The sequence below is a fragment of the Spirosoma endophyticum genome, from assembly GCF_900112365.1.
Classification (GTDB): Bacteria; Bacteroidota; Bacteroidia; order Cytophagales; family Spirosomataceae; genus Spirosoma; species Spirosoma endophyticum.
In genome coordinates this window covers 21,216-42,650 of the sequence record NZ_FOLQ01000014.1, presented here as the reverse complement: position 1 = coordinate 42,650, position 21,435 = coordinate 21,216, and the positions used below count along the sequence as shown (strand labels likewise).

Genomic DNA, 21,435 nt, shown 5'->3' with positions numbered 1-21,435 from the left:
TTATGAATTTGTACGATCGGGTGTTTAGTAATAATAAAGAATGGGTGCAGAAACAACTGCAACTCGATCCCACCTATTTCTCGGGCATGGCTAAAGGCCAGACTCCGGAGTTTCTTTACATTGGCTGTTCGGACAGCCGGGTAGCGCCAGACGCTTTTATGGGTGTTAAACCAGGAGACGTGTTCATCCATCGCAATATCGCCAACCTGGTACCCAATAACGATATTAGTTCACTGGCCGTTTTGCAGTACGCTGTGGAGAGTTTGCAGGTTAAGCACATTATCGTTTGTGGACATTACGGATGCGGGGGCGTTAAAGCAGCCACCACCCATGATGATTTTGGCTATATGAACACCTGGCTGCGTAACATACAGGATGTGTATCGCATGTATCGCGATGAACTTGATGCTCTCGAAGACCCTGAAGCCCGGCATCGGCGGTTAGTTGAGTTGAACGTACGGGAACAGTGTATGAATGTAATGAAGCTGTCATTTGTCCAAAAGCGTTTATTTGATAGTAAGGACATTAAGGTGCATGGCTGGGTATACGATCTTGCCAATGGAGAACTCAAAGACATGGAAGTTACGGTTGACGACCTGAAGCCAAACCTGGATATTTATCGATTTAAAAACGTTAATGCCCCGCAGTAGGCATACGCGATTAGCTTTCTCCCTACTAGCAGTAAGCTATTTGGATTCTTTTATTTTCACCTGGCGATTTGAGGCAATCGACTTAATAGGTACTTAAGAAAGAATGCTTCACCTAATGGCAAGCCCTACAGGGACTTACCGGTCTTTGTAGGGCTAATAACCATAATTCCCGATAGACTAATAGATAACTACTTGATAACCATTTTTTTACATTTTTCTTGGAATTCCAAAATCAACTATTCACCTTTGCCTATTAATTAACAAGATTAATCGGGACCTCACCCGCCAAGACCAACATGAATGCTTCTCAACATCCAGCTTTTCCAGTTTTAGACCCTGACAAATTTCTTTCTGGAGAGATTGTCATGCGCGATGCAACAGTCGCCTTCGGTTGTTGCTGTTAGCAGTTCTCCGCTCAGCTTTTCAGGCATTATACCCCTAACCCATTTTCATTCTTAACTCCGTAACCTAAGTAGAGATTTACTAAATACTCATTTATCCTACTTATTCTACAGATTAAAAGAATATTACACTTCACTCATCAATTCGCAAAACTGAAATCATAATGAACACTTCAAACACGGCTGCCCATGCTGATTTCAATGAGCTGATAGCCTATGTGACGTATCAAATCGCGGGTTTCGACCGGGTGAATTTTGTTAGTGACATTGCGAATACAATACCACAGGATGGCAATTATACGATCCGGGCGCTCTCTTTTGAAGCCGACGGCCTGCAAGCTAATGGCCTCCTGACGGTTCAAATGCGGGAAGATCAACGGCTGACGAGTAGACTCGTTCAGCGGTTACAGTCGGTGCGGGGAATCGTGAGTGTGCGAGAAATCCAGTAAGAAAATATATCAATCAACGACCTCTGGATCAGCGGCAACTGATTTGGAGATCAATAAAAAAGCCGAAACGGCGGCAACCGTTCCGGCTGGCTAACACAAGGCTCTAGCAACCGAAGCGTCGGACCGGCCTTATTTTTCACATAACCAAGACAAAGTAATGCAAAAACTTTTATTTGCGGGAGTAGTCTGGCTACTCTCTTGCGGAGGATTGCTGGCACAATCAACCGGAACACGACTATCGGGCACCGTTCGGACCGATAATGGCGAACCACTGCCCGGCGCAAACGTGGTATTAAAAAATCAAACCAAAGGGGCATCGACCGATGCAAACGGGCAATTTACTATCGACGCACGTACCGGCGACGAGCTGGTCATCTCGGCCATTGGCTACCAAACTACTCAGGTAAAAGTCGGGGCAAAAACTACACTGGATATTTTCCTAGGCGAGTCGGCCTCGCAATTGAATGAGGTTGTCGTGGTTGGCTACGGCACACAGGATCGAAAAAATCTGGTCGGTTCGGTGAGCCAGGTCAATGCCGACGAAATCAAGAATCGTCCCGTAGCCAGCTTCGATCAGCAGCTGCAGGGCCGGGCGGTTGGTGTGCAGGTAGCCGCTAACACGGGGGTACCAGGCGACGGTATTTTCTTCCGCATCCGGGGCACTACGTCCATCAACGCCAGCAATGACCCTTTATACGTAGTAGATGGCGTGTTCGTCAATAACCAGTCGCTACAAAAAATCACGACGCAGGGGCAATCCAACAACCCGCTGGCCGATATCAACCCCGCTGACATTGAGTCCATTTCGATTCTGAAAGATGCCGAAGCTACGGCCATCTATGGAGCCCGAGCTGCGAATGGCGTGGTCCTGATCACGACCAAACGCGGGTCGTATAACAGCAAAACAAAGGTTCAACTCAACACATCCGTCGGGCAGGCATGGGCGCCTAAACTCTGGGATTTGGTAACCGGTGCCGAACACGCGACGATCATCAACGAAGCCTGGATAAACGACGGCAAACCGGCTGCAACGAGACCTTTCCGGCCCGTTTCGGAGGGCGGTCGCGGTTTGCCGGAGGAACAGCAGACCTACGACCGGCTGAACGATATTTTCCGTACCGGTACGCTGCAAAACTACGATCTGTCGGTATCGGGCGGCACGAAGCAGACCCGCTTCTATCTTGGCGGTGGCTACACGAGCCAACAGGCTACGCTACGTACCAATGACTTCTCGCGGGCCAGTTTTAAACTCAATCTGGATCAGGACATTACCGATAAAATCCGGATTGGCACGAGCAACATTTTCTCGCAATCGAATCGCACCAACGCCCGCGTCGGCGACGGGCCGCAGGGAGGAATTTTGCAGGCAGCGCTGCATACGCCAACCTATCTGCCCAAATTCAATACCGACGGTACGTATGCAAAATGGGCCGGGTTCGATAACCTTGATGTGCTGATCAACAACACCGATATGCACTCGACCAGCACGCGCTACATCGGCAATATTTACGGCGAGTACGACATTACGAGTGGTCTCAAATTCCGCAGTAGCTGGAGCATAGATTATAATGACTACAACGAATATGAATACTGGAACACGCTGACCAACCGGGGCAGCGCCAGCAAAGGGCTAGCTACATCCAGCATCAGCAAAAACACGATCTGGATCAACGAGCAAACCTTGTCGTACCGAAAAACCTTTGGCAACCGACACAATTTTGGCGCTCTAGTGGGTAATACGTTCCAAGGTAACGTAGCGACGCAGACACTCGCGCAGGGTACCAACTTCCCATCGGATGCGTTCAAGCAGATCGCGTCGGCGTCGGTCACTACGTCCTCGTCGACCAGTAACCGCTACAATCTGGTCTCCTTTTTCGGGCGTGTCGATTACAACTTCGACAAGAAATACTTCTTCGAGACCAGCCTGCGGGCGGATGCGTCGTCGAAATTTGCCGTTGGTCACCGCTGGGGGTATTTCCCATCGGCGGGTGTGGCCTGGCAGCTCAAGCAGGAGAATTTCCTGCGCGATGTCAGCTTCCTGAGTGACTTAAAAGTGCGGGCCAGCGTGGGTTGGACGGGCAACCAGAACGGCATCGACAACTACGCATCGCGCGGCTTATGGGGCGGTGGATACAATTATCAGGACAATCCGGGTACGGTACCGGTGCAGTTGGCAAATCCTGAACTAAAATGGGAAACGACTCGCCAAACAAACGTAGGGTTGAATGTAGGTTTATTCAACAACCGCATTGGGCTGGAAGTCAACGCCTATTCAAAATACACCTACGATCTGCTGCTTCAGGTACCGCTGGCTCAAAGTTCCGGCTTTGCCAGTATTTACCAGAATAACGGCGAAATCAGCAATCGGGGACTTGAGTTTGCCATCAACTCGCAGAACATAAACAAAGCTGGTTTTCAATGGAATACAAGTTTCAACATTGCCGGCAACGTTAACCGGGTTGAAAAATTATCAATTCCCGTCGATGCCAGTTATGCAACCGAACGCATGGCTCAGGGGTATGCCTTCCACTCGTTCTACGTCTACAAACAGCTCTATGTCGATCCAAAAACGGGCAATGCCGTATATGAAGACGTTAACAAAGATGGCCAGATCACGGTAGCCGACAAGCAATTCTACGGGAGTGCGTTGCCCAAATTCTTCGGTGGGCTGAACAACACGTTCTCCTACAAAGGCTTCGATCTGTCGGTGTTCTTTAATTTCAGTTCGGGCAGCAAGGTCTTTAACAACAACCGGTTCTTCCTGGAGTCGGGTGGCACGCGTGATGATCGGCGGGCTATCAACAAAAATCAGTTGAACCGCTGGCAGAAAGAAGGCGACATTACGGATGTGCCCCGCGTCACGACGATCGGGAATAACTACAACCTGAGTCCAACGAGTCGCTTTGTGGAGGATGGCTCGTTCCTGCGCCTGAACTCACTCGTGTTCGGCTATAGCATTCCCAAATCAGCCCTTCGCAAACTGGGTATCGCATCGGCGCGGGTGTACTATAGCGGCTCGAATCTGTGGTTATTGAACAATTATCAGGGACCCGATCCCGAAGTAAACGTAACGGGCAATCCCACTACACAAGGCTACGATCTGGGCACGCCCCCGCAACCCCGAACCGCTCAGTTTGGCCTGAACCTGACTTTCTGATTTACTCTTCACTACGGGTTATTGAATACATCGGACCGCTACTTAGCATCCATTATGAAAAAGAATTTAAGATTACTTCCTTTTATACTGTTGCTCACGGGTTGCCAGAGTTTTCTGGACGTGCAGCCGGAATTGCAGGTCGATGAATCGCAGGCCATTACGAACGGCAGCACAGCCGAAGCCGCCGTGAATGGCTTATACAATCGCCTGGGCAGCGATAGCTATTACGGTTCCAATTTCCCAGCTATATCCTACCTGTCAGGTGGGGATATTCAGTGGACAGGTTCGCAGTCGGACCCGCAACAAATTACCGCCCGGAAATTAACGGCTGACAATGGGTACGTTGGTTCGGCCTGGAGTGCCATCTATAAGACGATTCTGCAAGCCAATTATCTGCTGGAAACCGTACCAACGTTATCGGACCCACAACTGACGGCCGATCGGAAAAACCAGATTCAGGGGGAAGCCTATGCCCTTCGCGCCCTGTCGTATTTTGATCTGGCACGCGGCTGGGGTGGGGTGCAGCTAATTCTGAAAGCAACCCATACACCGTCCGATAATACCGGCATTACACGTAGCAGTCTGGATGATACGTATGCCCAGGTGCTGAAAGACCTGACTGCGGCCGAACCCCTGCTTGGCAATACCACAAACCGGAACAAAGTCACCCGGAAGACCGTCTGGGCCTTGCGGGCGCGCTACCATTTGTATCGGAAGGAATGGGAACAAGCCGAAACCTATGCCAGCAAACTCATCGACGATGCGGCCAGCTACAAACTGACGAAGCCCTACAACGCCTTCTTCGCTAACAATGCAGTAGCCACAACGGAATCGGTATTTGAGATTGCGTATACCAATTCCTTCAAAAATGGGCATTATAACTGGTGGTTACCGCCAGCGCTCAGCGGACGTCGTGAGTGGGCGCCCAACGATAAGCTCGTTACGCTACTGAACGACCCGACGGTGGGCGGCAATCGCTCAGAGTTGATTGCGAAGACGGTGCCACCGGGCAATCTATGGTACGGAAAACTGTACTACCGGACACCACTCGGCACCGATCCAGCCTATGTGATACGTATCGCCGAACTGTATTTGATTCGGGCGGAGGCTCGCGCTCAGCTCGGGAAAACAACAACGGCGCTTGCCGATCTAAACGCTGTTCGTGATCGGGCTGGCGTAGCGCTTTCGCAGGCCTCTACCAAAGAGACCCTGTTGCTGGCTATTGAAAACGAACGCCAGGTAGAGTTCCCGTTTGAAACCGACCGCTGGTTTAATCTAATTCGCACGGGTCGGGTTGCCGCTGTACTAGGCATTACGGATGTCAACAAATACGTACTACCCATTCCGAACAGCGAAATTTTAGCCGACAAAGCGTTGACACAAAATCCAGGCTATTGACCTAACTTAGTACCAGTCAGGCAACAACCGCCCGATGGCACTAAAATCAAACTACTGAAATGAAAAAGCAATTCGTTCTCTCCATCCTCTTTTTATTACTGGTCACCGGCCTAACAAATGCCCAAACGCCTAAGACCGTTGGTCCCGAAAAAGGCGCCCTGGTTATTGTTGGCGGTGGCGCTATGGGGCCAGAACTCTGGAACCGTTTTATTGAACTGGCTGGTGGTGCAGCTAATGCAAACATCGTTGTGATTCCGACAGCGGGCGAAGATTCGTCAGTCAGTCGGCCTTCGCGTGAACAAGTTCAGCTTCAGGGATTTGGCATTAAAAACATTACGGTCCTGCACACCCGCGATCCTAAAGTCGCCAATCAGGAATCGTTTGTAGCGCCGATCCGTAAAGCCACAGGCATCTGGTTCGTGGGGGGTCGGCACTGGCGTCTGGCTGATTCGTACCTGAATACATTGGCGCAAAAAGAATTCAGTGCCGTATTAAGTCGGGGTGGCGTCATTGGCGGGACATCGGCGGGGGCTACGATTCAGGGTTCCTTCATGGTACGGGGCGATACCAAAGGCAACTCGATCATGGTTGGTGACCATACGCAGGGGCTTGATTTCATCCACAACGTAACGATCGACCAGCATTTTCTGCGCAGAAATCGCCAGTTTGACCTTATTGACGTCATAAAAGCCCGGCCCGAATTGCTCGGCATTGCCATTGACGAAAGCACCGCGATTGTGGTGCAACAAAATACGTTCGAGGTAATCGGTAATTCATACGTAGCGATTTACGAAGCTGGACAGATCGCCAACAGCACAAAATATCCATCCGGCCAGAACAGCACGGGTGGCCCGTTCTATTTCCTTGGCAAAGGACAAAAATTTGATTTACAGGCGCGTAAAGTTATTCTAACGCAGACACCGAGAACAACCGAACTCGCTAAGTAATCGGACTTTTACCATGATTCATCCGTGCCACGGTTATAACCGTGGCACGGATCTCGAAGATTACTGATGATGCATTTCCCACAAAAATAGCATCTTTTAAACTTTATTAATCTATAAAATCTATGGACTTTATTGATATTAAACCTTTTAAAACCAGATCACAAAACGAAACGATTCGCTCGTTGCCGGCGTGGACGAGTGTAGAGAAAATAGCCTTTCGCTTTTTCTTTATCTATTTCCTTATTCAGGCCGTTCCGCTCGACTGGCACTTCTACCGCGATCTATTCACAATCAATTGGGGACCGCTCTATTACCGCGATTTGTTCAATCTGGCACGGTATGCGCCCCACTTTTTCGGCCCGGACGATACGTTTGTCAACTGGGTAATCGTCGCGCTGATTGCGTTGGTTGGTACGGTTGTCTGGACCATTCGCGACCAAAAGCAGACTGAGTACACGGCGCTACACTACTGGCTGCGGGTCGTGCTACGGTATCGGCTGGCTATCGGTGTCATTGCCTATGGGTTCATCAAATTGTTTCCAATACAGGCTCCGCTCCCATCGATCAGCAACCTCAACACAGCCTACGGCGATTTCACGGCCTGGAAACTGTTTTCACTCAGTTTAGGCATTGTTCCTTCCTACGAATCCTTCCTCGGGCTGATCGAGATTCTCGGCGGATTGTTGCTGCTCAACCGTCGAACGACGACCATCGGCACGTTGATTATCATCCCGTTTTTGGGCAACATTTTCGTGTCTAATCTGGCCTACGAGGGCGGAGAGCACATTTACAGTTTGCTGCTTACTACGTTCGCTTTGTTTTTATTTGCCTTCGATGCCATTCGCTTATTTCGGCTGGTTTCGCTTGAAAAACCCACCGTTCCCAATCGATTCCGGCTCGTGTTGACCGAACCCTGGCAGCGATACGGTCGGCTGGCCCTCAAGAGTGCCTTTATCGTTTTTGCGATTCTCCTCTATGGGTATAAAACTTACGCAGCTTACCAGACTGGCGGGTATCAATTTCCGCAAAATCAACCAATTCTAAACGGTGCTGCCGGCTTATACGATATACAGGCGTTTTCGTTGGCGGGTGAGACGATCCCCTACTCGAAAACCGATTCTAAACGCTGGCAGGACGTAGTGTTCGAGAACTGGAATACGATCAGCATTAAATCGAATCGCCCGGCACGGTTAGAAACCACGAATATCGAGCAGATCAACGCGGATGATGCCAACCGACGGTATGAATTATCGGGTTCGGCAGGCCGACATTATTACAGCTATCAGCTTGATTCGGTTCGGCACGTACTGACGCTTAAAAACCGTAACCCTAATGAGCAGGAAACGCTGACGTTACACTACGACCGCCCGAACAACCACCGGATCATCCTCTCAGGACTGAACGAAACCCGCGATTCAGTCTACGTAGTACTGCAAAAACTGGACAAAAAATACCTGCTGAACGAAGCGGCTAAAGCTGGTCGTCGGGGTACGCTCAAACTCTAATCACGCTGAACGATGACACTCCCGAACATCAACCCCGAACGTCTGGATTTAGGCCTGGTTTCGCCCGAAGAACTGATCGAGAATCAAATTACAAGCAACCAATCGTTGAGAACTTCAACACGATCTGCGGAGACACAGACCAACGGAGAAACGCCAACCAATGAGCCCAAATCCTGGACTGACTTCCAGAAAGTTGCCTTCCGGATTGCGTTTATCTTCTTCATTGCCATGTCGATACCAACCAGTGCGGGTTGGTATAAAAATCTGTTCTCGCTCGACTGGTTGCACTTGCACTACCGCGACTTGTACGACATCGCCCGCTTTCAACCAAGCATCCTGGGCCGTGGCGTTAGCTGGTGGCCAACCTGGATGGGCTACGGCGAATGGCTCTTCCTGTTGCTCCTGTCTACCATCGGCGGATTGATCTGGACAGGCGTTGTGCGCTGGCGTAAATCAGCGCCTAAAAACTATAACCTGCTGTATTACTGGCTACGGGTCATTGTTCGGTACCGGGCGGGCATTGGCATCATTGGCTTTGGCTTTACCAAATTGCTACCAACACAGCTACCCTATCCATCGCTGGGCTTGTTGAACACCAACTTCGGCGATTTAACCGCCCAGAAAATCTATTGGCTTTCGGTCGGGATTGTACCCTGGTACGAAGTTTTCGCCGGTGTCGTTGAGGTGCTGGCGGGTGCACTCCTATTTTTCCGGGCTACTACGTTCTGGGGATCGGTTCTGCTGTTTGGGGCGCTGGCCGATATTGTTTATGTCAATTTCGCCTATGATGGCGGTGTCCACGGCTACAGTTCCTACTTCGTATTGCTCGCGGGTTTTCTGCTCATTTACTATGTCCGCGACCTCTACAATCTGCTGATTCGGGAGCAATTCACGATTCCGACCTATTACTATCCATCGTTTTCTAAAACGTGGCAGAAAGCAGGCCGAATCGTGCTGAAAACGGCTACCATCGGTATTTTCCTGGTGCTCCTGTTCTGGATTCAATACGTCAATTTCCGCTACGATCCGTATAAACAGCCTGCACAGAAAGGCATTCGCGAACTACGAGGCAACTACAACGTAACAGAGTTCAAGCTGAATAATAAATCAATCTCTTACTCACCTGTTGATTCGGTTCGGTGGCAGGAAGCTACGTTCGAAAACTGGTCGACCTTAACGTTTAAAGTGAACCGTGCCGTGCCGCTGGATCTCTCGAACGGGGGCGGCTCACCCATGCGTGACATCAACCGAACGTTCGAGCTGACGGGCGTAGGCGGTGGTCAGCGGGTGTTTTATTACGATGCCGACACGGTGAACAATGTCCTGTATTTACAGGATAAGTACAAGCCATTTTCGGAGCGCGGAGAACGCGTATCGGCCGATTTAGTCCTTGATGGTGCCAGTAAAAAGTCGAAACATGGTGGCAAAAATCGAAAACCCGATGCCTCAATAGCCAACTGGATTCCAGCCGCGGCCTTGGCCAACATCGGTCCCGAATATCCAAAAATTGAGCCCATTGCTCTGACAACCCGACGTCTTAAAGGCATCAAATCGGAAATAAAACAGGAAGACGGGAAGCGTAACCATATGATCCTGAACTACCAAACGACCGATGGCTCTCACGTGATTCTCACCGGCATCAACGAAAATAAAGATTCCATTTACGTCGTACTGGACCGCGTAAACCGTCCTTACGCCCTCTCGAAAAGCACACTCAATGCCGGAACGTATTAGCAAATTCACACCACGGCAGTGGCCAACCGTCGCAACCCCGCCCCTGAAAACATGGGAGGAGCTACTAGCACTGCCTGGCTAATATCTGCAAGTCACCCCTCCCCTGTTTTTCAGGGGAGGGGCCGGGGGTGGGGTAAGCTCAAAAAAAAACAAAACCATCAATTTACATACAACCACCTACACAAAGATGAATACAACCTCTATGAAAATTCCGGTACATAACGTACTGAAAACCCTGCTGTTACTGGCATTTATTACATCGCAGGCGTTCGCACAGAGCCGGGTAATAACCGGAACCATTACCGGCAAAGATGATGGCCAATCTATTCCCGGTGTCAATATTGTCGTACCGGGAACGAATCAGGGAGCCCAGACGGACGCCAATGGGAAGTTCTCGATTCAGGTGCCACCAAGTGCAAAAAAACTGGCGATCTCCGCCATTGGGTTTGTGACGCAGGAAATCAGCATCGACAATCGGACAACCCTCGACGTAGCACTCAGTTCCGATACCCGGCAACTTAGCGAAGTCATGGTGGTTGGCTATGGCACGCAAACGAAGGCCGAGTTTACGGGTTCGGCGGTACGGGTCAACGGCGATGCGATCAAGGAACAGCCGGTTCAGAGTTTCGATCAGGCGTTGCAGGGCCGGGCTGCGGGCGTTAGTATCGCGCAACCCAACGGCGTATTGAACAACCCGCCCGTCATCCGAATTCGGGGTGTAAACTCGATCTCCCTGAGTTCCTACCCGCTGGTCGTAGTCGATGGTATTCCGATCAATACCGGCAACGTATCAGCCAGTACGGCCGTCCCGAACAACCCGCTCGGCGACATCAACCCCGCAGATATTGAGTCGATTGACGTACTGAAAGATGCCGCTTCCACATCCATTTACGGTTCCCGTGCAGCTGCGGGCGTACTGCTCATTACCACCAAACGAGGCAAAGCAGGCAAACCACGTATCGCCTACGAAACCTGGGTGGGTGCCTCGGAAGTAGTTCGTCTACCGAAACTATTGAATGCCGAACAGTTCATTTCGATCAAGAATGAAGCGGTTTTAAATGCGAAAATCCTGGGAGGGAACGCCACTAATGACAACGTAGCCTCGGCGTTGTTTTTCCCCAATACCAATGCCGATGGGTCAGCCATAAACACAAGATGGTCCGATTATATCTACCGCACGGGCGTTTCCCAAAGCCACAACATCAGCGTATCGGGAGGCACTCAATCGACAACGTACTATTTTTCAGCCAACTACACCGACCAGAAAGGCTTCCTGGTGGCGAATGAATTTAAACGAAAAGCCGCACGCTTTAACATCGATCAGGAGGTAACGACCTGGCTGAAACTGCGGGGAAGTGTTTCCTACAACACAAGCGACAACCAGTCTCCGTATGCGGGTTCACTGCCCGGCTCAAACTTTTTTCTGGTCGGTGCGGCCCGGCTGTCTATAGCACTTCCGCCTAACGTACCAGCCTATAACGCCGACGGCAGCTACAACATCAGCAAGACGAACCCGAATACCATTGGCATGGGCAATAACCTGGTCGTTAGCAACTTCGGCAATCCGGTAGCTTTGTTAGATCAAAACCGATTTACATCGGGTAACGACCGTATCATTGCCAGTTTCGGAGCTACGGCAAAGCTGCTGAAGAATCTGGATTTTGCGACGACCTACGCCATCGACCGGCTGCGTACCGACAATGTTAGCTTCAATAGTGCCATCCAGGGCGACGGCTACTCGACCAAGGGGTCTGTAACCAATGTTTCGGCCATTCGGGACAACTGGAACTGGACCAATACACTTTCCTACAAAGAGACATTTGCAACCAAACATGCAGTGTCGGTACTGGCGGGCTATGATGTCCAAAAATTCAATAACTCGGCTTGGGGCGCTACTCGCACGCAAACCGCCGATCCATTTTTTGACAATTATCAGGGTAACTGGGGTGCCATCACGGCCTCAGGCAATGACCTGAGTGAGCGGGCTTACCTGTCATTCTTCTCCCGGCTGAACTACGACTTGAATAAGAAATACTTCGTAACGGTCAATTTCCGACGGGATGGTAATTCAGCACTCGGAACGGGTAAAAAATACGGCAATTTCGGTGGTGTATCGGGCGGCTGGGCGCTGGGCGAAGAACCTTTTTACAAGAACTCCCGGCTTGCTTCGACTCTCACCAACATTAAACTCCGGGCGAGTTGGGGCCGCGTTGGGAACGGTAACCTGAGCGATTCATACAGCTCGCTGGAGTTGTACAGCGGTTCGCTGTATGGCAACGCGCCAACCTGGGCGATTTCGCAGGCGGGCAATCAGAATCTGGGTTGGGAAACCAGTGAGCAAACCAACATCGGGGCCGATCTGGGCTTCCTGAACGACCGGATTCAGGTGGACGTAACGTATTTCAACAACAATGTAAACGGCCTGATTCTCAGCGCCCCGCAAGCTGTATCGAAAGGCATTCCCGGCAATTCAATTCTGGGCAACGTTGGGTCGATGTACAATCGGGGTATTGAACTGGGTATCAATGCAACAATTCTGCGCAAAGGTGATTTTTCATGGAATGCGGCCTTCAACTACACCAATCTGAACAACAAAGTAACGGCACTGGCCGACGGCAATACCGACATTGTGGGTACGACTCACGTATCGTACGAAACCACAAACGTTACCCGCGTCGGCTATTCGGTGGGTAGTCTGTATGGCGCTAAAACAGCGGGTGTCAACCCCGACAATGGCCGCCGGATTTTCATTAATGGCAAAGATGAGAAAGTGCAGTATAGCCAGGTAGTAGCACCCGGTGAAAGTCAGTGGACGTATCTGGATGGTAAAACAGCCGCTGCCATTACCGGTGCCGATTATTATCTGATTGGTAACGCCCTCCCCAGGTGGTACGGTGGTCTGGTCAATAATGTCAGGTACAAAAACTTTGATCTGAGTGTTAATCTGACCTATTCGGGCGGCAACCTGGTCATGAACGGTACCCGCGCGACGCTGCTCGACCAACGGGCCTACAACAACTCGACCGAAGTATTGACCCGCTGGCAAAAACCGGGCGACATCACTGACGTACCGCGACTGATTTACAACGACCAGCTATCGACCGGATCGTCGTTTCCGGTATCGACCAACGCCGAAAAAGCCGATTTCCTACGGCTGCAAAACGCATCGATTGGCTACCGGCTGCCTACTACGTTGTTCAGCAAAATCGGACTCAGTTCGGTTCGGGTGTATGCGCAGGGGTCCAATCTCTTTTTGATCACGCCCTACTCCGGCACCGATCCTGAGTCGTCGGTAAACGGCAACTCAAATACGACGCCCGGCATTGAAAAGAACTCCGTAGGCCAGGCCCGCACCATTACGTTCGGTCTTAACGTGGGCTTTTAATCAGTATGTCGCATTCGCAAAGCCCATCCAACGATTCTAGAAATCATAAAAAAATTACAGCATGAAACCATCTAATTCGTCTATATCAGTACGTCGGTTTGGCCATTTTCTCGGTCTGAGCCTGTTTCTGTCGCTATCCGCCTGCAACGATACCGAATTGCTCAACCCAACGCCCGAAACATCCGTGAGTGGCACGAATGCATTCGAGACGCCCGACCGGATTCTGGGTCTGGTCAATGGCGTTTATAAAGCGGTCAAGAACGCCAATTTTTACGGAGGCAACTACTACACGTATTCGGAAGCGCGCGGGGAAGAGTTCATCAACCGGACGAGCAATACGTTCACGGCCTACGAAGCCTGGAACCAGACACTGAACTCCGGCTCGAACTTTGTGGCTGGTTTCTGGGCCGCCGGCTATGCCGCTATTAACAACGCGAACATCCTGATTAAAGGGCTGGCCGACAATCCGGGGAAGGTCGATGCTACGTTGGCCAGGCAGTATACGGCCGAAGCGAAATTCCTGCGGGCGCTCAGCTATTACAGCCTTGTAACGCTCTACGCCCGGCCTTACAACGAGAACAAAGGGGCTTCGCCGGGTTTGCCACTACGTTTGCAGGCCGAAACCACAACGGCAAATAACGACCTGAAACGGAGCACCGTCGACGAAGTGTACACCCAGATTTTGAAAGATCTGAATGAAGCTGAGGCCGACCTTCCGCTTGCGTATTCAAGTGCGCTACTCAACACAACGCGGGCGCACCGAAACACGGCGATTGCCCTAAAAACTCGTGTGTATTTAAACAGCGGTAACTGGGCAAAAGTAATTGAGGAAGCAAAGAAAATTGTTTCGGCAAGCGCTCCCTATTCGGCGGCTACGGGTGTGAATCACAAGTTGCAGAATATCGTCGAGATTTTCACGACCAACTACACCAGCACCGAGTCAGTTCTGTCGGTGCCGATGACCGAGCTGGACAACGTTGGTGGGCAGTCGTCTTTCCCGTACGTGTTCAACGCCAATTCGGAATACAATCTGAATCCAACGGGCATTTGGGGCGATCCGGAATGGAAATCGACCGATTTGAGACGGACGTTTGCGCGCACGGCATCAGGGGTGCAATTCCTGACGAAATACAATAAGCCATCGCCATTTCTGGATTACCTGCCCATTCTCCGTTATTCGGAAGTGTTGTTGAATTATGCCGAAGCCGCAGCCCAAACGGGTGACTTGCCAACCGCCATCAACCTGCTGAAAGCCGTTCGAAATCGGTCGGATGCCAGTTATGCGTTCCCGGCAACCGCGACCGGCACACAGGCCGCCCTGATCAATACCATTCTGAATGAGCGACGCATCGAATTGCTTGGCGAAGGCTTCCGATCCAATGATCTGCTACGTAATCTGCTGCCGCTGCCGGCCAAATCGAGCAGTTCCAACAGTGCACCCGCTGTGTTGCCGTCGCAGGCCAACTACATTTTCCCGCTGCCGAATACGGAGATCACAACCAATAAATTACTGCTGAGCTAGTTCCGATTTGATTCTGTGGATTCTATGAAACTTCACCTTTTAGTATTCTGTCTGCTCGCCTGTAGTGCCCTGGGGCAGCGCGTTCGGCAAGCGGAGCATCAGCACGAAGCGCACGATGGCGAAAGTCATGATCATTTGAACCATATCCAGGATTACCGAAAGGAAACGGTTTTTGTGCATAACCTGCCCGCACCCGAATTGATCCCCGGAATCGGTACGTCCGAGCTACAAATAAAGACGGCATCACCGCAAACGCAGCGTTTTTTTAGCCAGGGAGTATCCCTATTGCACTGCTTTTGGGATTTTGAAGCGTATCGTGCGTTCAAAGAAGCCATCCGTCACGACTCAACGGCAATCATGCCGTATTGGGGGTTATGCAGTGCTATTGGGTCTATTGAGGGCACCGATTTTGAGGCTGACAAAAAACTGGCGATCAGGAAGTTGAAGGCCCTGAAAAACGTAGCGTCTGACCACGAAAAACTCTACGCCGAAGGCATTTTAGTACGTGATGCCGATAGCGAAAACGGAAAATCGGGCTACCAGAAGAAACTCGAACTAATCATTCACAAATACCCCGAAGATGTTGATGCAAAGCTGTTTCTGGCCCTGAGTAAAATGGGCGGTTACGATGCCGCGATGAACCCGCGCGAAGGTCAGCTTTACTCCGAGTATTTGCTACGTGATTTGCTAAAGACCCATCCCAATAATGCCGCCGTGCATCATTACTGGATTCATTTGATGGAAAACTGCTGTCCGGAACGGGCGCTAAAAAGTTCGGAACTCCTACCGAAGCTGGCCCCTGCTTCGGGGCACATGGTTCACATGCCTGGTCATATTTATTACAAAGTGGGCGATTACAAAAAAGCCTATGACGCCTTTACGGCCTCGCTGGCGGTGGATTCGGCCTACATGAAAAAGCAACACATTCCAGAGGTAGATGCCTGGAACTACATCCACAACATCAATTACTTGCTCTCCAATTGTGCCGAAGATGGTCGGTACGCGACGGCTTTATACTACGCCGAGAAGTTAAAAAACATGCCTGCCACCAAAGAGCGGAAGCAGAAATACGAAGGCCGTTTTTTCTATCAGGGTGTCATTGCGCCCGTCAAAATGGAATTGTGCTTCGGGTTTTACGACAAAGCGGCCACTCGACTGGCGGCCATTCAACTGGACAAGGACAGCCTGTACTCGACCAAAGCAATGGCCTACAAAGATGGACTTTTCTATTTCGCTTCGGGCATGGATGCCGTCCGAAAAAATAAGCTGGGCGAGGCTAAAAAACAGGCCGATGCCCTCGACGCGTCGCTTTGGCGGAACAGTAACCAGCTATCGTTGGACGAGGTGATTTCGACCCGGCGAATCAGCGATTTAAACGTAGCGTCGCTGGAATTGCAGGGCGTTATCAAAAGCGCCGAGAATAGATACGCCGAAGCGATTGCCCTGCTGGAAAAAGCGAAGAAAAAGGAGGATGAACTCGGCTATAGCGAACCGCCAACCTATGCCCGTCCGGTGCTGATTAGCCTGGCCGAAGCCCATCTGAAAGCGGGAAAGTATGACAAAGCGATTGCGGCCTACACAGCCCTGCTGGAACGACACCCTAATTCGGCCAATGCCTACTGGGGACTGTATACGGTCTACAAACAAAAAGGCGATCTGACGAAAGCCAATGACTACGCAACCCGCGTCAAGGCGATCACTCAACACGGAGATAAATACTTGTTTCCTCTGTAGTAAAAAATTTATTAAACACAGAGGCACAAAGAACACAGAGTTTCAAATAGCTGATTAGTAATCATTTAAACCTCTGTGTTCTTTGTGCCTCTGTGTTCAAAAACTTTTAGTGACAAATAAAATCGTTTCAACTAGTTAAACATAAGCTCATGAAAACGCAATCAACCTACTGGTTCTTCCTCCTTTTGCTCAGTTCCATCCTGGCGTTCAGACCAGATAACGGGTACGAAGAAGAAATCAAAAGCTGGCATGAAAAACGAGTAGAAGCCTTGAAGCAAGAAGATGGCTGGCTAAATCTGGCTGGTCTGTTCTGGCTGAACGAAGGGGCCAATACGTTCGGAGGCAGTGACAAGAACACCATCGTGTTTCCATCCGATCACAGCGATGCCCAATTAGGAAAATTCATCCTCAATAAGGGCAGAGTCACCCTTGAAACCAGTGCCGGAGCGCAGGTTTATGAAGGCGACAAACCCGTAACGAAGCTGAATATTTTCCCCTATACCGGAAAACCGCTCGTTCTCAAGCATAAATCGCTGCGCTGGTTTGTCATTCAGCGGGGTGATAAATACGCCGTTCGTCTGCGCGATCTGGAAAGCCCCTATTTGAAAGAGTTCAAGGGAATTGATACGTACCCAATCAGCACCGATTGGCGGATCAAAGCTAAGTTCATCCCGACGGCTGGCAAAAAAATCGCGATTACGGACATCACAGGGCGCGTGAGCGAGCAGGATTCGCCTGGCAGATTGTTGTTTATAGTGAACGGTAAAGAATACAGCTTAGACGCTACCGGCACCGTTGAGCACCTGCATTTTGTTTTCGCCGATCAAACCAACAAACACGAAACCTATGGCGGTGGCCGATTCCTGGATGCGCCCGGCCCCGACGCTGATGGATATACGTATCTGGATTTTAACAAAGCAACGAATCCGCCCTGTGCTTTTACACCTTATGCTACCTGCCCAACACCGCCCAAAGAGAATAAACTGGCCGTCGCCGTTGCAGCCGGCGAAAAACGGTATGGCGATCATTAAGATAGCGTTCATAAATTACCCCTCCCCTGAAAAACACGGGAGGGGCTACTAGCACTAGCTAATATCCGCAAGTCACCCCTCCTCTTAGTTAAAGGGGAGGGGCCGGGGGTGGGGTAGATTTTGCCAAAACAAGAGTGTCGTTACTTAAAAAATCAACGAATGAAGAAATCGAGGTATGGCGCTTGCCTGGTAGGAGCGTTTTTGCTCTTAACACTTGATAGCGGTTATCGGGCAAATGGACAAGAGCGGTCAGCCATAGGTAGAGTCGATACGTTACCCTGGCCCGCCAGCTTTGGTCTGGGTCGGCCGGCGACGCAAGCAGAGATTGCCCTGCTGGATATCGACATACGACCCGATGGAAAAGGACTACCTGCCGGGTCGGGAACGGCTACGGCTGGGAAAGCTATTTTTACACTGAAATGCGCAGCTTGTCATGGCACAGACGGTGGTGGTGGGCCTGGCGGTACGCTGGTTACGAGCGGAGCCGCGTCGGGTAAGCGAGCGGAGAAGACTATTGGCAATTATTGGCCCTACGCTACTACGGTCTTTGATTACATCCGGCGGGCTATGCCGTTCAACCAGCCGGGTTCGCTCACGAATGAGGAGGTCTATAATCTGACCGCATTTCTACTCAACGCCAGTCACATTATTAATGATAAAGCCGTGATCAATGCTCAAACATTGCCGAAGGTCGTCATGCCTGCCAAAAATTTATTCCTCCCCGACGACCGGCGCGGTGGTCCCGAAATCCGGTAACGATGAAATCAACAGATAATCAGGTGACAAACATGCCCACACCGAAAAAGCTCAGTCGCCGGACGTTGTTGGGTGGAGCTGCAACCGCTGCGGTGGCTGTCGTCCAAACGTCATTCGCCAAAGCTGTACAGATTGGTATTTCAGGAACCAGTTTTCCGGCCGACGATCCAACTAAACGACCAGGCGTTCCACCCGGCGAACGCGGCACGAGGTCGTTATTCGAGAAAGCAGCCAAGAAACCGTCCGATATTTCCTCCCGAACCCCTTTGCAGGATCTCTACGGCATGTTGACGCCGTCGGACCTGCATTTTGAACGGCACCATAACGGCGTCCCTGCCATTGATCCCGCCAAACATGAATTGCTCATTCATGGTATGGTGGAGAAACCAATGGTGTTCAACCTGGCCGATTTAAAGCGTTTTCCGTCGGTATCGCGCATCGCCTTTCTGGAATGTTCCGGAAATTTTCGTACCGGAAAAGAAACGCTTAGCCCGCAGGATATTTGCGGGCTGACCAGCCAGAGCGAATGGACGGGCGTCAAGCTGTCGACGCTGTTCCGGGAGGTGGGTGTGAGACCAGTTGCTACGTGGTTTCTTGCCGAAGGGGGTGATGCGGCCGTTATGACACGTAGTATTCCGATCAGAAAAGGCTGGGACGACGCCATCATCGCCTATGCCCAAAACGGCGAGGCACTACGTCCCGAGCAGGGCTATCCGGTTCGTTTGTTTTTGCCGGGTTGGGAAGGGAACACCAATGTAAAATGGCTCCGGCGACTTGAACTGTCGGATCAACCCTACATGACCCGCGAAGAAACCTCGAAATACACCGAGCCAATTAAAGACACCGAACGCGGCCCGGGCAAATTCCGGCAGTTCAGTTTCGATATCGACGCTCGTTCAATCATTACGTTCCCGGCCTACCCCAACCCCGTACAACCGGGCTGGATCGAGATACGGGGGCTGGCCTGGAGTGGACGCGGGAAAGTCAGTCGGGTTGATGTAAGTACCGATGCGGGTAAAAGCTGGCATTCTGCTACGTTGCAGGACCCGATTTTAGATAAAGCGCACACGGCTTTTCGTTATTTATGGCAGTGGAAAGGGGACGAAACTGAAATTATGAGCCGCGTTACGGACGAAACGGGTTACATTCAACCCACTATTGGCCAGTTGCTGGAAGCGCGTGGTCCCGACATGGGCGGCTATCACCTGAACCCGATAACGGCCTGGCAAATCAAACGCGACGGCCGCGTGCTACACCGACCTGAAACATGGAAATAATAACAGGCAAACGAGACTACGATGCGGTAGTCGTTGGCTCCGGGCCTAACGGACTGAGTGCGGCCATCACCATGCAACGGGCTGGCTTGTCGGTCCTTGTGCTGGAAGCGAAGGATACCATTGGCGGTGGCCTCCGCTCGGCCGAACTCATGCAACCCGGCTTTGTGCACGATATTTGTTCGGCCATTCATCCATTGGCAGTCGGTTCGCCTTTTTTCCGAACCTTACCTCTCGCTGAACATGGGCTGGAATTTATTGAACCACCGATACCTGCCGCCCATCCGTTTGATGGTGGCACTGCCGCTGCGCTACAGCGTTCGATAACGGAGACAGCCCAATCTCTGGGAATTGATGAACAGACGTATCGGAATCTGCTGGAACCCGTTGTGCGAAACTGGCCGTCGATGGCGCCTGATATTCTGGGACCACTCCGTTTTCCGAAGCATCCAATCAACATGGCCAGTTTTGGGCTGGATGCGCTTTTGCCCGCTACGCAACTCGTGAAGCGATTCAAGACAAAGGAAGCGCGGGGATTGCTGGCAGGCATGGCCGCGCACGCCATCCAGCCATTGAGTAACCTGACCACGGCGGCTATTGCCATGGTACTCATGACGGCCGGACATCTCTACAGTTGGCCGATTCCAAAAGGGGGTTCCCAGTCGATTGCGAATGCACTGGCGTCTTATTTCCGTTCGATTGGCGGGAAAATCGAAACCAATACGTTGGTAAAATCGATGAAAGACATTCCGTCGACGCGGGTTGTCTTGTTCGATGTTACGCCGAAACAGTTACTCAGCATTGCCGGAGATCGGTTTTCGACCATTTATCGCAAGCAGTTAGAAAACTATCGCTATGGCATGGGCGTCTTTAAAATCGACTGGGCGCTAGACGGACCCATTCCGTTCACCGCGCCTGAAGCCCAACAGGCGGGGACGGTTCATCTGGGCGGTACGTTCGAAGAAATTGCCGAAGCCGAACAGGCGACGTCAGACGGCAAACATCCCGACCGGCCGTACATTTTGCTGGCTCAACAGAGCCTTTTTGACATTACCCGAGCGCCCGAAGGCAAGCAGACTGCCTGGGCGTACTGCCACGTACCAAATGGCTCGACTCTCGACCGAACCGAGATCATTGAGCAGCAGGTGGAGCGATTTGCCCCGGGTTTTCGCGACCGGATTCTGGATCGTCATACGATGAACACGACTCAGATGGAAGCCTACAATCCGAACTATATCGGTGGCGACATCAACGGCGGCATTATTGACATCGGGCAATTGTACACCCGGCCGGTGGTTAGCTTATCGCCCTACAAAACCTCGGCACCGGGCATTTTTATCTGCTCATCGTCTACTCCACCGGGCGGAGGTGTGCACGGCATGTGCGGTTATCACGCAGCCCGCGTCGCCCTGCGCGAAGGATTCGGTCTGCCTGTGCCGATACAGTTAGCGACTAGTTGATCTTCACAATTCCGAGAAAAAAGGAAATGGGC

General features: G+C 51.2%; 14 protein-coding genes. All 14 read left to right on the top strand.

Features of this window, described 5'->3' with window-relative positions; translation table 11 throughout:
- Window positions 1-2: 2 nt before the first annotated feature.
- Window positions 3-650 carry a carbonic anhydrase gene (locus BM202_RS25740; protein WP_093831598.1) on the top strand — a complete coding sequence of 216 codons (648 nt, stop codon included), beginning with the start codon at window positions 3-5 and terminating at the stop codon, window positions 648-650.
- Between the two features lie 565 nt (window positions 651-1,215).
- A complete protein-coding gene (locus tag BM202_RS25735; RefSeq protein ID WP_093831596.1) occupies window positions 1,216-1,500 on the top strand; it encodes an ACT domain-containing protein in 285 nt (94 codons plus the stop codon).
- A 157-nt stretch (window positions 1,501-1,657) separates the two neighbouring features.
- A complete protein-coding gene (locus tag BM202_RS25730) occupies window positions 1,658-4,657 on the top strand; it encodes a SusC/RagA family TonB-linked outer membrane protein (protein ID WP_093831594.1) in 3,000 nt (999 codons plus the stop codon).
- A 54-nt stretch (window positions 4,658-4,711) separates the two neighbouring features.
- Window positions 4,712-6,055 carry a RagB/SusD family nutrient uptake outer membrane protein gene (locus tag BM202_RS25725; protein ID WP_093831592.1) on the top strand — a complete coding sequence of 448 codons (1,344 nt, stop codon included), beginning with the start codon at window positions 4,712-4,714 and terminating at the stop codon, window positions 6,053-6,055.
- Window positions 6,056-6,114: 59 nt separating this feature from the next.
- Window positions 6,115-7,002 (top strand): cyanophycinase, encoded by an 888-nt coding sequence (locus tag BM202_RS25720; RefSeq protein ID WP_093831590.1) that lies wholly within the window; start codon window positions 6,115-6,117, stop codon window positions 7,000-7,002.
- Window positions 7,003-7,124: 122 nt separating this feature from the next.
- Window positions 7,125-8,507 (top strand): hypothetical protein, encoded by a 1,383-nt coding sequence (locus tag BM202_RS25715; RefSeq protein WP_093831588.1) that lies wholly within the window; start codon window positions 7,125-7,127, stop codon window positions 8,505-8,507.
- Between the two features lie 12 nt (window positions 8,508-8,519).
- Complete coding sequence (locus BM202_RS25710; protein WP_093831586.1) at window positions 8,520-10,241, top strand: hypothetical protein; 1,722 nt, start codon at window positions 8,520-8,522, stop codon at window positions 10,239-10,241.
- Window positions 10,242-10,428: 187 nt separating this feature from the next.
- Entirely contained in the window at window positions 10,429-13,626 is a 3,198-nt protein-coding gene (locus BM202_RS25705) for a SusC/RagA family TonB-linked outer membrane protein (RefSeq protein ID WP_218160609.1), read from the top strand.
- 61 nt (window positions 13,627-13,687) lie between these two features.
- Window positions 13,688-15,148: a RagB/SusD family nutrient uptake outer membrane protein gene (locus BM202_RS25700; protein WP_093831582.1), complete on the top strand. Its 1,461-nt coding sequence runs from the start codon at window positions 13,688-13,690 to the stop codon at window positions 15,146-15,148.
- 24 nt (window positions 15,149-15,172) lie between these two features.
- Window positions 15,173-16,882, top strand: a complete 1,710-nt coding sequence (locus tag BM202_RS25695; RefSeq protein ID WP_093831580.1) for a tetratricopeptide repeat protein — start codon at window positions 15,173-15,175, stop codon at window positions 16,880-16,882.
- 149 nt (window positions 16,883-17,031) lie between these two features.
- A complete protein-coding gene (locus BM202_RS25690; RefSeq protein ID WP_093831578.1) occupies window positions 17,032-17,913 on the top strand; it encodes a DUF1684 domain-containing protein in 882 nt (293 codons plus the stop codon).
- 159 nt (window positions 17,914-18,072) lie between these two features.
- Window positions 18,073-18,669, top strand: a complete 597-nt coding sequence (locus BM202_RS25685) for a c-type cytochrome (protein WP_093831576.1) — start codon at window positions 18,073-18,075, stop codon at window positions 18,667-18,669.
- A 2-nt stretch (window positions 18,670-18,671) separates the two neighbouring features.
- Complete coding sequence (soxC, locus tag BM202_RS25680) at window positions 18,672-19,946, top strand: sulfite dehydrogenase (RefSeq protein WP_093831574.1); 1,275 nt, start codon at window positions 18,672-18,674, stop codon at window positions 19,944-19,946.
- Entirely contained in the window at window positions 19,937-21,403 is a 1,467-nt protein-coding gene (locus BM202_RS25675) for a phytoene desaturase family protein (protein WP_093831572.1), read from the top strand. The genes soxC and BM202_RS25675 overlap by 10 nt, the downstream gene beginning before the upstream one ends.
- Window positions 21,404-21,435: the final 32 nt, after the last annotated feature.

Excerpts from the sequence above, each read along its gene's own strand:
- BM202_RS25740 (WP_093831598.1), top strand. The coding sequence starts at position 3 with ATGAATTTGTACGATCGGGTGTTTAGTAATAATAAAGAATGGGTGCAG.
- BM202_RS25735 (WP_093831596.1), top strand. The coding sequence starts at position 1,216 with ATGAACACTTCAAACACGGCTGCCCATGCTGATTTCAATGAGCTGATA.
- BM202_RS25730 (WP_093831594.1), top strand. The coding sequence starts at position 1,658 with ATGCAAAAACTTTTATTTGCGGGAGTAGTCTGGCTACTCTCTTGCGGA.
- BM202_RS25725 (WP_093831592.1), top strand. The coding sequence starts at position 4,712 with ATGAAAAAGAATTTAAGATTACTTCCTTTTATACTGTTGCTCACGGGT.
- BM202_RS25720 (WP_093831590.1), top strand. The coding sequence starts at position 6,115 with ATGAAAAAGCAATTCGTTCTCTCCATCCTCTTTTTATTACTGGTCACC.
- BM202_RS25715 (WP_093831588.1), top strand. The coding sequence starts at position 7,125 with ATGGACTTTATTGATATTAAACCTTTTAAAACCAGATCACAAAACGAA.
- BM202_RS25710 (WP_093831586.1), top strand. The coding sequence starts at position 8,520 with ATGACACTCCCGAACATCAACCCCGAACGTCTGGATTTAGGCCTGGTT.
- BM202_RS25705 (WP_218160609.1), top strand. The coding sequence starts at position 10,429 with ATGAATACAACCTCTATGAAAATTCCGGTACATAACGTACTGAAAACC.
- BM202_RS25700 (WP_093831582.1), top strand. The coding sequence starts at position 13,688 with ATGAAACCATCTAATTCGTCTATATCAGTACGTCGGTTTGGCCATTTT.
- BM202_RS25695 (WP_093831580.1), top strand. The coding sequence starts at position 15,173 with ATGAAACTTCACCTTTTAGTATTCTGTCTGCTCGCCTGTAGTGCCCTG.
- BM202_RS25690 (WP_093831578.1), top strand. The coding sequence starts at position 17,032 with ATGAAAACGCAATCAACCTACTGGTTCTTCCTCCTTTTGCTCAGTTCC.
- BM202_RS25685 (WP_093831576.1), top strand. The coding sequence starts at position 18,073 with ATGAAGAAATCGAGGTATGGCGCTTGCCTGGTAGGAGCGTTTTTGCTC.
- soxC (WP_093831574.1), top strand. The coding sequence starts at position 18,672 with ATGAAATCAACAGATAATCAGGTGACAAACATGCCCACACCGAAAAAG.
- BM202_RS25675 (WP_093831572.1), top strand. The coding sequence starts at position 19,937 with ATGGAAATAATAACAGGCAAACGAGACTACGATGCGGTAGTCGTTGGC.